This window comes from Streptococcus nasisuis (assembly GCF_040836615.1).
Taxonomy (GTDB): domain Bacteria; phylum Bacillota; class Bacilli; order Lactobacillales; family Streptococcaceae; genus Streptococcus; species Streptococcus suis_V.
On record NZ_CP162268.1, the window covers coordinates 588,400 to 601,556 of the forward strand.

Annotated in this window: 14 protein-coding genes; 10 read left to right on the forward strand and 4 right to left on the reverse strand. The window is 43.8% G+C overall.

Annotated elements, in window-relative coordinates; translation table 11 throughout:
* Positions 1–60 precede the first annotated feature (60 nt).
* The 6 genes from AB1F57_RS03055 to ltrA all read left to right on the forward strand — a co-directional run bounded on the left by AB1F57_RS03055 (position 61) and on the right by ltrA (position 6,349).
* Complete coding sequence (locus AB1F57_RS03055) at positions 61–822, forward strand: elongation factor Tu (RefSeq protein ID WP_367986068.1); 762 nt, start codon at positions 61–63, stop codon at positions 820–822.
* Positions 823–841: 19 nt separating this feature from the next.
* On the forward strand, positions 842–1,759 hold the full coding sequence (gene glyQ, locus AB1F57_RS03060) for a glycine--tRNA ligase subunit alpha (protein WP_024403586.1): 918 nt from the start codon (positions 842–844) through the stop codon (positions 1,757–1,759).
* Positions 1,759–3,795, forward strand: a complete 2,037-nt coding sequence (gene glyS, locus AB1F57_RS03065) for a glycine--tRNA ligase subunit beta (RefSeq protein ID WP_367986069.1) — start codon at positions 1,759–1,761, stop codon at positions 3,793–3,795. Before glyQ ends, glyS begins: the two co-directional genes overlap by 1 nt.
* A 29-nt stretch (positions 3,796–3,824) precedes the next feature.
* Complete coding sequence (locus tag AB1F57_RS03070) at positions 3,825–4,238, forward strand: hypothetical protein (protein WP_167786036.1); 414 nt, start codon at positions 3,825–3,827, stop codon at positions 4,236–4,238.
* 18 nt (positions 4,239–4,256) lie between these two features.
* Entirely contained in the window at positions 4,257–4,514 is a 258-nt protein-coding gene (locus tag AB1F57_RS03075; RefSeq protein ID WP_044681104.1) for a DUF896 family protein, read from the forward strand.
* A gap of 557 nt (positions 4,515–5,071) precedes the next feature.
* Positions 5,072–6,349, forward strand: a complete 1,278-nt coding sequence (gene ltrA / locus AB1F57_RS03080; protein WP_367986071.1) for a group II intron reverse transcriptase/maturase — start codon at positions 5,072–5,074, stop codon at positions 6,347–6,349.
* Positions 6,350–6,398: 49 nt separating this feature from the next.
* Here the strand turns inward: ltrA and AB1F57_RS03085 are convergent, their stop codons facing one another.
* From AB1F57_RS03085 to recX, 3 genes are all read right to left on the reverse strand, one after another.
* Positions 6,399–6,728: a DUF960 domain-containing protein gene (locus AB1F57_RS03085; RefSeq protein WP_367986072.1), complete on the reverse strand. Its 330-nt coding sequence runs from the start codon at positions 6,726–6,728 to the stop codon at positions 6,399–6,401.
* Positions 6,729–6,788: 60 nt separating this feature from the next.
* Positions 6,789–7,322 (reverse strand): DUF402 domain-containing protein, encoded by a 534-nt coding sequence (locus AB1F57_RS03090; protein ID WP_105110663.1) that lies wholly within the window; start codon positions 7,320–7,322, stop codon positions 6,789–6,791.
* A gap of 76 nt (positions 7,323–7,398) precedes the next feature.
* Complete coding sequence (recX, locus tag AB1F57_RS03095; protein ID WP_367986073.1) at positions 7,399–8,175, reverse strand: recombination regulator RecX; 777 nt, start codon at positions 8,173–8,175, stop codon at positions 7,399–7,401.
* Between the two features lie 37 nt (positions 8,176–8,212).
* On the opposite strand from recX, the gene rlmD reads away from it, so the two are divergent.
* From rlmD to dcm, 4 genes are all read left to right on the forward strand, one after another.
* Positions 8,213–9,571, forward strand: coding sequence for a 23S rRNA (uracil(1939)-C(5))-methyltransferase RlmD (rlmD, locus tag AB1F57_RS03100; protein ID WP_367986074.1), 1,359 nt, complete (start codon positions 8,213–8,215; stop codon positions 9,569–9,571).
* A 203-nt stretch (positions 9,572–9,774) separates the two neighbouring features.
* Positions 9,775–9,948, forward strand: a complete 174-nt coding sequence (locus tag AB1F57_RS03105; RefSeq protein WP_174852701.1) for a hypothetical protein — start codon at positions 9,775–9,777, stop codon at positions 9,946–9,948.
* Positions 9,945–10,769 (forward strand): replication initiator protein A, encoded by an 825-nt coding sequence (locus AB1F57_RS03110; RefSeq protein ID WP_174852702.1) that lies wholly within the window; start codon positions 9,945–9,947, stop codon positions 10,767–10,769. Before AB1F57_RS03105 ends, AB1F57_RS03110 begins: the two co-directional genes overlap by 4 nt.
* A 157-nt stretch (positions 10,770–10,926) precedes the next feature.
* Positions 10,927–12,282 carry a DNA (cytosine-5-)-methyltransferase gene (dcm, locus tag AB1F57_RS03115; protein ID WP_367986075.1) on the forward strand — a complete coding sequence of 452 codons (1,356 nt, stop codon included), beginning with the start codon at positions 10,927–10,929 and terminating at the stop codon, positions 12,280–12,282.
* A gap of 5 nt (positions 12,283–12,287) precedes the next feature.
* On the opposite strand, the gene AB1F57_RS03120 is transcribed toward dcm, so the two are convergent.
* Positions 12,288–13,134, reverse strand: a protein-coding gene (locus AB1F57_RS03120; RefSeq protein ID WP_367985596.1) for an IS630 family transposase whose coding sequence is annotated in 2 segments (ribosomal slippage) — positions 12,288–12,828 and positions 12,827–13,134 — 849 coding nt in all. Because the reading frame shifts where the segments join, the coding sequence is not laid out codon by codon here.
* Positions 13,135–13,157: the final 23 nt, after the last annotated feature.

Consider the following 13,157-nt stretch of genomic DNA (forward strand, 5'->3'; position numbering starts at 1 on the left):
CAAGGCAGGGGGGAGAGAAGGTGGTTCTTTTTCTGTTTTGCCAGAGATGAAAGAGAGGATATGAAGAATTTTTATCTAGTGGATAGCCAAGAACAGCTGTTTAACTATCAGCAATTTGTCTCAAAATACGAGGCAAAATGGCATGACTATATCCATTTTCTAAGGAAGGAATATCAAGTTTGTGATTTGCCCCAAGCCCTTATCTGGGCAAATGAAGAAGCAGCAAGAAAATTACTTGGCCAAAGTCCCGTACCAGCCTACACTAATGATATCCGCATGGTCATGACACCAGACTTAGCAGTTTGGAAAAAGATTTACCAGCATCAACTAGATAGCTACGAGAACAGCCCAGACTTGCAGACATTGTGTGCTCACTACAAAGATTTGTCGGAAAATCATCTGTTGCAAATTATCGGTCATGAGCTGGCACATTGGTCAGACCTTTTTCTGGATGACTTTGCGGACTATGATGCAAACATCTGGTTTGAAGAGGGCATGGTCGAGTACATCAGCAGACAGTATTTTTTGACAGAAGAAGAGTTTGCTCAAGAGCGGTTCTGTAATCAGCTCTTGGTTGACCTCTTTCAAGAAAAACACGGCTGGCATTCCTTGGATGCTTTTGGAAAATCCACTTACGAAGGAGATTACGCGAGTATTTTTTACGAGTACTGGCGAAGTTTTCTCACCATTGACCAGTTAGTAGAGAAAGTAGGTTCAGTCCAAGCACTTTTTGAAACCTATCATAAATGGGCTCAGTCAGACCAAAGCATTTCGCTACTCAACTGGTTTGTGCAGGAAGAATTATTAGAAAAAGAAATTTAAAAAGAAACAGGAGTAACTTATGGCAAAAAAACTTACATTTCAGGAAATCATCCTGACCTTACAACAATTTTGGAATGAGCAGGGGTGCTTGCTCATGCAGGCTTATGATACGGAAAAAGGTGCGGGTACTATGAGTCCCTACACTTTCTTGCGAGCCATTGGCCCTGAGCCTTGGAATGCGGCTTATGTTGAGCCTTCGCGTCGTCCTGCGGATGGTCGTTACGGGGAAAACCCAAACCGTCTCTATCAGCACCACCAGTTCCAAGTGGTTATGAAACCATCTCCATCTAATATCCAAGAACTCTACTTGGAATCTTTGGAGCGTTTGGGCATCAATCCTTTGGAGCATGACATTCGTTTTGTTGAGGACAACTGGGAAAATCCGTCAACAGGCTCAGCTGGTTTGGGCTGGGAAGTTTGGTTGGACGGTATGGAAATCACACAGTTTACCTACTTCCAACAGGTCGGTGGCTTGGCGACAGGTCCTGTCACAGCCGAAGTAACCTATGGTTTGGAGCGTTTGGCATCCTATATCCAAGAAGTTGACTCCGTTTACGACATTGAGTGGGCAGACGGCGTTAAATATGGTGAAATCTTCATCCAGCCAGAGTATGAGCATTCAAAATATTCCTTTGAAGTATCCGACCAAGATATGCTCCTTGAAAACTTCACTAAGTTTGAAAAAGAAGCAGAGCGGGCTTTGGAAGAGGGCTTGGTTCATCCAGCCTTTGACTATGTACTCAAATGCTCTCATACCTTTAACCTGCTGGATGCGCGTGGTGCTGTGTCTGTAACCGAGCGTGCAGGCTACATTGCCCGTATCCGTAACCTTGCCCGTGTCGTTGCCAAGACCTTTGTGGCAGAGCGGAAGAAACTTGGCTTCCCACTTTTAGACGAAGCAACACGAGCAGAATTGTTGAAGGAGGACGCAGAATAATGACAAAGAATTTACTTGTTGAACTTGGTTTGGAAGAAATTCCTGCCTACATCGTAACCCTAGCCATGCACCAGTTGCGTGACCGCATGGCGACTTTTTTGACAGATAACCGCTTGGCTTTTGATAGCATTGATGTCTTTTCAACGCCACGCCGTTTGGCTGTTCGTGTGCGTGGTTTGGCAGACCGGCAGACTGACTTAACCGAAGATTTCAAGGGTCCTGCTAAGAAGATTGCCTTGGACGTAGACGGAAACTTCACTAAAGCTGCTGAAGGCTTTGTCCGTGGTAAAGGCTTGACGACCGCTGACATCGAATTCCGCGAGATCAAGGGTGAAGAGTATGTGTATGTGACCAAACACGAAGCAGGCCAGCCAGCTAAGGCAGTTTTGGCGGGCATTCCAGAGGTCTTGAAGGCTATGACCTTCCCTGTCAGCATGAACTGGGCGTCCAATAAATTCGCCTACATCCGTCCTGTCCACACCTTGACCGTTCTCTTGGATGACGAGGCATTGGATATGGACTTCTTGGACGTTTCGTCAGCTCGCATCAGCCGTGGTCATCGTTTCCTTGGGAACGAAACCGAGATTGCAAGCGCAGATTCTTACGAGGATGATTTGCGTGCACAGTTTGTCATTACAGACCCCGCAGAGCGTCAAAATATGATTGTTGAGCAGATCAAGGCTATCGAGGACAAACACAATGTGACAGTTGAGATTGATGAAGATTTGCTCAATGAAGTTCTCAACTTGGTCGAGTACCCAACTGCCTTCATGGGTTCCTTTGACACCAAATACTTGGAAGTACCAGAAGAAGTTTTGGTTACTTCTATGAAAAATCACCAACGTTACTTTGTGGTGCGTGATAAGGCTGGCAAACTCTTGCCAAACTTCATCTCTGTCCGCAACGGGAACGATCAGTACCTTGACAATGTCATCAAAGGGAACGAAAAAGTTTTAGTGGCCCGTTTGGAAGATGGTGAGTTCTTCTGGCGTGAAGACCAAAAACTCAAGATTGCTGACCTGGTGGAACGCCTCAAAGTCGTGACTTTCCATGAGAAAATTGGCTCGCTTTACGAGCACATGGAACGTACCAAAGTTATCGCAGAAAAACTGGCTGACTTGGCAGGCTTGTCTGCGGATGAAAAAGCAGATGTGGCACGTGCAGCGGACATTTACAAGTTTGACCTCTTGACAGGCATGGTCGGCGAGTTTGATGAATTGCAAGGGATTATGGGTGAGAAGTATGCTCTTCTTGCAGGGGAAAAACCTGCGGTGGCAGCAGCGATTCGTGAGCACTACTTGCCAAACTCAGCAGAAGGCGAATTGCCTGAGAGCAAGGTCGGTGCGGTCTTGGCACTGGCTGACAAATTTGATACCCTCCTATCCTTCTTCTCAGTTGGCTTGATTCCTTCTGGCTCGAACGACCCTTACGCTCTTCGTCGTGCAACACAGGGTATCGTGCGGATTTTGGAAGCGTTTGGTTGGGAAATTCCATTGGATCAGTTGATTGCGGAGCTCTACAGCTTGAACTTTGCTAGCTTGACTTATGACAACCAGCCAGCTGTGATGGACTTTATCCGTGCTCGTGTAGAGAAGATGATGGACAAGGCGATTCCGAAAGACGTCCGCGAGGCTGTGCTAGCTAGCTCAACCTTTGTGGTCAGACTGCAACTGGCAGCCAGCTCTGCTATTTTCCAAAAATCAAAAGAGGCTGACTACAAGGAAGCTGTGGAAAACTTGTCACGGGTCTTCAACCTGGCTGAAAAGGCGGAGGCGACAGCGATTGATGAGACTCTCTTTGAAAATGACCAGGAGAAAGCACTTGCTGCAGCAGTGGCTGGCTTAGAGTTGACGGAAGACATGGCAGGAAACTTGGACAAGCTCTTTGCTCTCAGCCCAGTCATCGCAGCCTTTTTCGACAATACCATGGTTATGGCAGATGACGCAGCAGTCAAAGCCAACCGCTTGGCTCTCTTGAAAGCCTTGGCGGATAAGGCTTCAGTAGTAGCTGTTTTCAATCTCTTGAATAGCAAGTAGATAGTATGTCTCTTTTCAGAATTATAGAGTTGTATGTTATCATTCCATTGCAAGCTTTGGCGATGATTGTTTTTATGTTTTTCTTTATTCGTTGGATGTGGCGAACATCTAAGATAGAAAAGGGCAATGCTAAACCTGCTATTCGCAAAAAGTCCAAACAGAAACTTTGTACTGCTGAAACGCAAGGGCGTTTTATGAGGCAACTACGTTTTAAGAAGAATTATGTCTATGTTTATGCTTATGATGTGGATGGAAAAACCTATGAAATTTATGATGTTATAATTTATAGGATAGGTGAAGTTATTAAGTTAGGTCCAATTCCGGTTAGTTATACAGGCAAAAGACAATTAGAGAATGTTGATGTGGTGAGAATTGCCTATAATCCTCTGATGCCACAGGAAGCGTATTTACCGGACAATCAAGGGAAGTGGACCGTGTTTTAAGAGATAAAAGGAGTTATTATGGAACAAGCAAAAATTGATCGTATCAATGAATTGGCCCGCAAGAAAAAGGCGGAAGGCTTGACAGAGGAGGAGTTGCAGGAACAGGCAGCTCTTCGTGAGGAGTACATCGAGGGCTACCGCCGTAGTGTGCGTGCCCATGTGGAAGGAATCAAGGTCGTCGATGAAGACGGCAATGATGTGACCCCTGAAAAACTCCGCCAAGTCCAACGTGAAAAAGGCTTGCATGGGCGTAGTTTGGACGACCCTAATTCCTAAGACAAAGAAAAGGCTTGAGTTTCGGCTCAAGTCTTTTGCTATGTACGACGGGCATGTCGTACATCTGAGGTGAAAGTCCTCCGTGGACACCCGCTACCGGTGAACCCCAAAGCGACTCCCAAGCCTGACTATCGTGAGGTAGCGGGGAGAGGAAGGGATAGCGAAATCGTGGCTCTACGAACAGAAACGTGATAACAAGGCGTATATAGGGGATGAGGGGGCATACAACTCTAAAGTCCAAAAAGGTAGTCGTAACCTATAGACGTAAATCACGAGAGTAAACGAGGAAAGATGTACGACTTATCCCGTGAGGTCTCATGAGCGTCAAAGACGTAGTAACAACGAATCATGAGAAGTCAGCCGAGGCCATAGTAGCGATGAAACTTCTGTAATAGAGGTGGAGCGAAGGGCTGAACAATTAACCGAAGTATACCTACTTCACTTGTGTCTGTAAAACTAGCGGTCTGATAGAACTGGGTGCGGTCACGTATTGACTAGAGGAAAGTTCACCAATATAAGACGTCCCTCAGACACCGAAACAAGAAAGGAATACGCACATGTCACAGTTACTAGATAATATCCTATCTCGGTCCAATATGCTTGAAGCCTACAATCAAGTTAGAGCCAATAAAGGTTCAGCAGGAATTGACGGCGTAACTATTGACGAAATAGATGACTATCTCCGCAAACACTGGCGTTCAACTAAAGAACTCATAAAGCAGAGGAAGTACAAACCTCAGCCAGTCTTACGAGTTGAAATTCCCAAACCTAACGGCGGAGACCGTCAGTTAGGTATCCCAACGGTCATGGATAGAATGATACAACAAGCTATTGTCCAAGTCATTAGTCCTATTTGTGAGCCCTATTTCTCTGAGAGGAGTTACGGATTCAGACCCAATCGGTCATGCGAACAAGCTATTATCCAGTTATTAGAATACCTTAATGACGGTTATGAGTGGATAGTAGACATAGACCTGGAGAAGTTCTTTGATACCGTTCCTCAAGATAGACTGATGTCGCTTGTTCATAACATTATCCAAGATGGAGATACAGAATCTTTAATTCGTAAGTACCTTCATTCCGGTGTAGTCATCAACGGACAACGGTATAAAACACTAGTTGGAACTCCACAGGGAGGAAACCTATCACCGCTCCTGTCCAATATCATGCTTAATGAGCTAGATAAAGAGTGGGAAAATCGTGGACTTCGCTTCGTTCGCTACGCAGATGACTGCGTCATCACAGTTGGTAGTGAGGCGGCGGCTAAACGTGTGATGCATTCAATTAGTCGTTATATTGAAAAACGATTAGGTTTGAAAGTCAACATGACCAAGACCAAGATTGTGAGACCGAGCAAATTAAAGTACCTAGGATTTGGGTTCTGGAAATCATCTGAGGGCTGGAAAAGTCGTCCGCATCAGGATAGCGTACAGAGTTTCAAGAGAAAACTCAAGAAACTAACGGCCCGTAAGTGGAGTATTGACTTAGACAGCCGAATTGAGCGACTAAACTGGGTCATCCGAGGTTGGATAAACTACTTTTCTATGACGAACATGAAATCAGTCATGGAAAGCATTGATGAACGACTAAGAACTCGAATAAGAGTTATTATCTGGAAACAATGGAAGAAGAAATCTAGGCGATTATGGGGACTTCTCAAATTAGGAGTACCGAAGTGGATAGCGGATAAAGTATCTGGCTGGGGAGACCATTATCAATTAGTGGCTCAGAGGTCTGTACTGAAACGTGCCATATCAAAACCAGTCCTCGCTAAACGTGGACTGGTTTCTTGCCTAGATTATTATCTAAAACGACATGCGTTAAAAGTTAGTTGAACCGCCGTGTGCCGAACGGCACGCACGGTGGTGTGAGAGGGACTAGAAATTAGTCCCTACTCGATATATAATTCAATTCCTTCGGCAGGGCGACGGTTTCTTGCCCCTCTTTATCGAATACCAATACTGTTGACGGGAAGAAGGGGTCGAATTTGTTTTGGAAATCAATGGTGAGAACCTCTTTATAGCCTTCCTGTGAAAAGGTAATGCTGAGTTTGCCCTTGCGATTTTTCAGGGAGAAGCGCAGAACCTTTTTCAAAGGCAGGACTCCTTTTAAATAATTATCAATGATAAACCAAAAATGGTCAATCACTTCGCCAGGAAGGGAAGTGACGACGCCGAAGCTGGCATAGCGCCCTTTTGTCTCTTGAAATGCCATAGTGACCTCCTCTCAGGTAAGAAAAAAGCCTGCAAAACAGGATTTTCTTTATGAATGACTTTATCGATTTCGCAGTTCTAAATAGCGTTTGTACCAAATGTTGACATAGGCTGGAGAGAAGGGGCCACGCTGATTGTTGATCCAGTCTACCAGGATTTTGACATTTTCCTTCAAGATATAGTCAATATCCGTCGAATAATTCATCGATTTCCGGTGGCGCTCGTACTCATCTACATCCAGCAATCGCTTTTCTCCATCCGCAAAGACTTTTACGTCTAGGTCATAGTCGATGTACTTCAAAGCCTCATTGTCTAGGACATAGGGGCTGGCAAGGTTGCAGTAGTAAGAAACCCCGTTCTCTCGAATCATGGCGATGATATTGAACCAATATTTTTTATGGAAATAGACAATAGCAGGTTCTCTTGTCACCCAACGTCGACCATCATTTTCAGTGACTAATGTATGATTATTGACTCCAATGATGGCATTTTCTGTTGTTTTTAGTACCATGGTGTCACGCCAGGCGCGATGAATTTCACCATCATGTTTATAACTTTGAATTGTAATAAAGTCGCCTTCTTTTGGTAATTTCACCTTGTTACCAACTTTCTACTATTACAATTTATCTTGACTATTATATCATATTTTTGGCACCTTGGCGAAATTTTTGTTATAGATAGTCGCGTAAAGCCGAACGAATGTCACCGTAATCATAGCCTTTTCGGGCCAGGGCTTGGGTCAGACGTTGTTGAAGCTCATAACCTTCATATTTTCGGCTATATTTTCGGTATTGCTTGTCCAGTTCTTTTTCCAACAAATCGGCTTCTGCCTCCTCATCACTGTCCAAGTCCAAGTTAGCTACTACGCTTTTGGCCAGTTCATAGGAGAATCCCTTAGTCACCAGTCCTTGGGCAATCTTATCCTGTAGGGCGCGGAGAGGCAATTTGTGACCATATTTTCGCACAATCTTGTCTCCAACCTTTGCCGCTAGCTCAGAAAAGTCTGTATCAGTCAGTGCCTGGTCAATCAGGGATTTTTCAAGACCCTTGAGATGCAATTTTTGTTGAAGGACAGCTGGCCCCTTGTCCCCGTTCAAGCAATTCTGCCGAACAAAAGTTTCCGCATAGGCTAGGTCGTTGACCCAGTTTTCCTCCTCTAGATTGCGTAAAATCGCTGGGATGGTGCTCTCATCAATTTCGTACTTTCGCAGATAGTCAGCCACTTCCTTCTTGGTCCGTTGCTTAAAGGAAATAAAATAAAGAGCCAGGTTTTTCCCATAAGAAAATTGGGCAAAGTCCCGAATCTCCGCCAACTCCTGTTCAGAAATTTCCTTGTCCTTGGACAGCATAAAGCGTACAATGGTGTCCTCAGTGATATAGAGCTTGTCTGAACTATCCAACTCCAGCAAATAGAGCCGTTTTTTCTTTTCAATCTTTGTTACTCTCATTCTTTCATTATACAGGAATTTTCGGTAAAATAGAAACATGAATCTACAAGTAAACCAACGAATTCCTCTAAAAATCAAGCGCATGGGCATTAACGGCGAAGGTATCGGCTTTTACCAGAAAACTCTCGTTTTTGTCCCTGGCGCTCTCAAGGGAGAAGAAATTTATTGTCAAATTACCGATGTCAAGCGGAATTTTGTCCAGGCCAAGCTTCTGAAAATCAATAAAGAGTCCAAGTTTCGTGTCCAGCCAGCCTGCGAGATTTACCAGGCCTGTGGTGGTTGCCAGATTATGCACCTCCGCTATGACAAGCAACTGGACTTCAAGCAAGATTTGCTGCTACAAGCTCTGAAAAAATTCAAACCAGCAGGCTATGAACATTTTGACATCCGTCCGACCATCGGCATGGACCAGCCCACCCACTACCGAGCAAAACTGCAGTTCCAGACCCGTTCCTTTAAGGGCAAGGTGACTGCTGGGCTCTACGCAGAAGGTAGTCACCGCTTGATTGGGATTACAGATTGTCTAGTCCAAGATGAAGAAACCCAGACCATTATCAATGCCGTGTCAGACTTACTGACCAAGCATCGGATTCCTATTTACAATGAGCGAAGAGAGCAGGGGATTCGGACGGTGATGGTCCGCAGGGCCCGCCAGACTGGCCAGGTGCAGCTGATTTTCGTCACTTCTTGCCAGGTCAATTTGACGCGATTGATTGAGCAATTGACGAATCAATTTCCTGCCATTGTCACCGTTGCCCTCAACTGGAACCAGTCCAAATCCAGCGAGATTTACGGGGAACGGACGGAGATTTTATGGGGACAAGAAGCCATTTCCGAGGCTGTTTTGGACTATGAATTTTCACTGTCACCTCGGGCATTTTACCAATTGAACCCGCAACAGACAGAGGTTCTCTATGGTGAGGCTGTTAGGGCGCTGGATATTGATGGGACGGAGCATCTGATTGATGCCTACTGTGGCGTCGGAACCATTGGCTTTGCCTTTGCAAGAAAGGTTCAGTCGGTTCGGGGAATGGATATTATTCCGGAAGCTATTCAAGATGCTAGAAAAAATGCTGACCGTCTGGGACTGAAAAATACCCACTATGAAGCTGGTAAGGCTGAAGAGATTATTCCTAAATGGTATCAGGAAGGTTATCGTGCTGATGCCCTGGTGGTGGATCCTCCTCGGACTGGACTGGATGAAAAACTTCTCAAAACAATTTTGAAGTTCAAGCCAGCTAAAATGGTTTATGTTTCCTGCAATGTTTCGACCTTGGCTCGAGATTTGGTTGAACTTACAAAAGCTTATCAGGTAGAATATATCCAATCCGTTGATATGTTTCCTCATACTGCACGGACCGAGGCTGTAGTGAAGCTACAAAAGAAGGAATGCTGAGAATCCTTGATTTCAAGCAGTTTTTTAAACATTTTGTATTTATTCCAGATGGTCTAGGAGGACTCAAAAAAGTGCAAAAAAAGGAGATTGAAGTTAGCGTTTTTATCTTGCCTGTCTGTGGAAGACACAAAGATTAGATGTTTCAACGTAAACGAGAACATTTTAATAAGTGTTCTCGTTTTTTTATTTTCAGGAGGAAAATCATGCAAAAGAATGAACAGTCATCACGACAAATTGTGATGTGTCATCTCATGGCTATCATGGGAATCGATATTGAGAAAGCAAAGCGGATAGTTGCTGAAATGGAGGAGAAAGAACTCATTCAATTTGATGAGTTGGGAAATGTTGTTCTGTTAGTCTTGGAGGGACAATCATGAAACGTATCACCGCAGATCACTATCAAACGTCAGAGCGTTACTATAAGCTCCCAAAACTCTTGTTTGAGAGTAATCGCTATAAGGGCATGAAACTTGAGGTGAAGGTTGCTTATGCTGTTCTAAAAGACCGTTTGGAATTATCTCTGAGTAAAGGTTGGATTGATGAAGATGGGGCTATCTATTTGGTCTATTCCAACTCAAAACTCATGGCACTGCTTGGCTGTTCCAAGTCAAAATTGCTGACGATTAAGAAAACCTTACGAGAGTATGGTTTGATTGATGAAGTCCAACAGTCTTCCAGTGAAAAAGGACGTTTGGCGAATAAAATTTACTTAGGTGAGTTGGAACATGAACCTACCCCAGTCTCAAATTCAGACGTGGGTAGTGTCCAAAAAACACTAGGGGGGTGTCAAAATCAGCCGGGGCCGGTCTTAAATTCAGCCACTAGTGAGACTGAAGTTAGTGAGACTGATGCGAGTGAAACTAAAGAGAGTGAGTCAGTCATTGAGGACGAGGAGGAGAAAGAAAGTCTAACAAGTAAGAAAAGTGACAATGACAATTTTCAACGTAAAGTAGACCGAGTCACAAGATACGACAAAGATTACATTTGGGGCTTGGTACATGACCAGTTGAGACAAGTTGGTCTATCACAGGCTGCTAGTGATTATGCTATGATTTATTTTGATCATCGGTATCAGTACGCTTTAGAGAATATGAGGTTTGCGGATAGATCAGAAACGATAGCGGAGTATGTCTTTAATGGTGTTTTATCCGAATGGACCAAGGTCCAACGCTTAAAAGAACTAAAAGGGGGTGAGTAAGATGTTTTGGTGGATATTATTAGGTATTTGGGGACTAGGAATGATTTGGTTCATTTTTGAACTTATCACTGCCCCAGAAATGGAAGACCATTGTTAAGCAAGGACGTTACGCAAGAAGTAAGGTCCTTTTTAATTTTGTCAGAAAGGAATGAGAGACATGAAGTTTTTAGATTTGTTTGCAGGAATTGGAGGCTTTCGACTGGGGTTAACTCGTCAAGGCCATGAGTGTATTGGCTTTTGTGAGATTGATAAGTTTGCGAGGAAATCTTATAAGGCCATCTATGAGACCGAAGGAGAAATAGAATTTTATGATATTAGACAAGTCACAGATCAGGACTTTAGACAACTTAGAGGGCAAGTGGACATCATCTGTGGGGGATTCCCTTGCCAGGCATTTTCACTCGCAGGCAGACGATTGGGATTTGAGGATACTAGGGGAACTTTGTTCTTCGAGATTGCTCGAGCGGCCAAACAGATCCAACCACGTTTTTTATTTCTCGAAAATGTCAAGGGCTTACTCAGTCACGACAAGGGAGAGACATTTCGAACAATCCTCACCACATTGGATGAGTTGGGGTATGATGTTGAATGGCAGGTGCTTAACAGTAAAGATTTCCAAGTGCCGCAAAACCGTGAAAGAATTTTTATTATCGGACATTCTAGAAGATACCGTCCCCGATTCCTATTTCCTCTCAGAGGAGAAAACAGCTCAGCTGGTCTTGAACGACTAGGTAATGTCAATCCGTCAGGCAAAGGAATGAATGGAGAAGTCTATTTATCACGTGGGCTAGCACCAACTTTAACCAGAGGAAAAGGTGAGGGAACTAAAATTGCCATTCCAGTTTTAACCCCTGATAGGCTAGAAAAACGCCAACATGGGAGACGCTTTAAAGGGAACGATGATCCGATGTTTACTTTAACTAGCCAAGATCGGCATGGTGTAGTTGTCGCAGTAACCTTACCAACCTCTTTTATCCAAACTGGACGAGTTTATGACCTTTCAGGGCTTTCTCCAACACTGACCACGATGCAAGGAGGGGATAAAGTTCCTAAGATTCTCTGTCGTGAAGAAGCGCCACATTTGAAAATTAGGGAAGCGACCAAACTAGGCTATGCCAAGGCAATAGTGGGAGATTCTGTCAACCTTGCTTACCCAGAGTCTACCAAACGCAGAGGACGAGTGGGAAAGGGGATTTCAAATACCTTAACCACTTTTGACAATATGGGTGTGGTAGTTGCTGCTTTAGAATACCGTAAGGACAAGTGGTATGAAGTGACTGGAATAATCCTAGAGGGAAAACTGTATCGGTTAAGAATCAGACGCCTAACCCCAAGAGAGTGTTTTAGACTTCAGGGGTTTCCTGATTGGGCTTATGACAGAGCTGAGAACGTATCCAGCAAAAGCCAGTTGTATAAACAAGCAGGCAATAGCGTGACCGTCACCGTTATCGAGGCCATTGCTAGAGAATTTAGAAAGATTGAAGAGGAAGAAAAACATGAAATTATTACATAGTATAGTCAATTGAAACAAGAGCAGGACAAAAGTGCCTCAAGAAAAGTATCACAATTTGGCAATACTTTTCTGAGGTGTTTTTTCATTTGAGCCCATGTTTTCTCAATGGGATTATACTCAGGTGAGTAAGGAGGAAGTGGTAAAAGTCTATGACCCTGCTCCTTGCATAACTCTTTTAGCTTACTCATCCGATGAAACCTTGCATTGTCCATAATGATAACAGATGGTCTATCTAAAGTGGGTAGTAAGAATGTTTTAAACCAAGCTTCGAAAAAGTCACTCGTCATGGTTTCTCTGTAGGTCATTGGGGCTATAATCTCACCGTTTATAAGACCTGCGACTAAAGATAGCCGCTGGAATCTTCTTCCAGAGACCTGACCTGTGATCAACTGACCTTTCAAAGATCGACCATATTCTCGATGAAAATATGTCTCAAACCCTGTCTCGTCAATATAAACAGGTGTCAAGTGACTTAAGTTATTAAATTCTTTAAGGAACTGATTTACTTTCTCAGGGTCTTGTTCATAGTAGGTACAGCTCTTTTTTTCGAGTATATCCCATAGCTTTGAGAGCGTAATGAATAGCTGTTGGATGACAGCCAAATTCAGAAGCTATTTCAGTCAAAAAAGCATCTGGATGAGCTTCAAGATAGTTCTTTAATTTTTCTCTATCAACTTTTCTTGGTTTGGTTCCCTTAACTTGGTGATGAAGCTCGCCAGTAGTCTCCATTAATTTTAGCCATTGATAGATGGTGTTGCGTGAAATATCGAAAACAACAGATGCTTCAGTAATACTGCCGGTTTTCTGACAGTATGCGAGAACTTTTTTACGAAAATCTAATGAATATGCCATAAGTACATTATACCACAAATGTA

What these genes read in the sequence shown, in the direction of transcription:
- AB1F57_RS03085 (WP_367986072.1), bottom strand. Translation starts at nt 6,728, where the DNA reads ATGGCATTTCAAGAGACAAAAGGGCGCTATGCCAGCTTCGGCGTCGTC.
- AB1F57_RS03055 (WP_367986068.1), top strand. Translation starts at nt 61, where the DNA reads ATGAAGAATTTTTATCTAGTGGATAGCCAAGAACAGCTGTTTAACTAT.
- recX (WP_367986073.1), bottom strand. Translation starts at nt 8,175, where the DNA reads ATGAGAGTAACAAAGATTGAAAAGAAAAAACGGCTCTATTTGCTGGAG.
- glyQ (WP_024403586.1), top strand. Translation starts at nt 842, where the DNA reads ATGGCAAAAAAACTTACATTTCAGGAAATCATCCTGACCTTACAACAA.
- AB1F57_RS03105 (WP_174852701.1), top strand. Translation starts at nt 9,775, where the DNA reads ATGCAAAAGAATGAACAGTCATCACGACAAATTGTGATGTGTCATCTC.
- ltrA (WP_367986071.1), top strand. Translation starts at nt 5,072, where the DNA reads ATGTCACAGTTACTAGATAATATCCTATCTCGGTCCAATATGCTTGAA.
- glyS (WP_367986069.1), top strand. Translation starts at nt 1,759, where the DNA reads ATGACAAAGAATTTACTTGTTGAACTTGGTTTGGAAGAAATTCCTGCC.
- AB1F57_RS03110 (WP_174852702.1), top strand. Translation starts at nt 9,945, where the DNA reads ATGAAACGTATCACCGCAGATCACTATCAAACGTCAGAGCGTTACTAT.
- AB1F57_RS03075 (WP_044681104.1), top strand. Translation starts at nt 4,257, where the DNA reads ATGGAACAAGCAAAAATTGATCGTATCAATGAATTGGCCCGCAAGAAA.
- rlmD (WP_367986074.1), top strand. Translation starts at nt 8,213, where the DNA reads ATGAATCTACAAGTAAACCAACGAATTCCTCTAAAAATCAAGCGCATG.
- dcm (WP_367986075.1), top strand. Translation starts at nt 10,927, where the DNA reads ATGAAGTTTTTAGATTTGTTTGCAGGAATTGGAGGCTTTCGACTGGGG.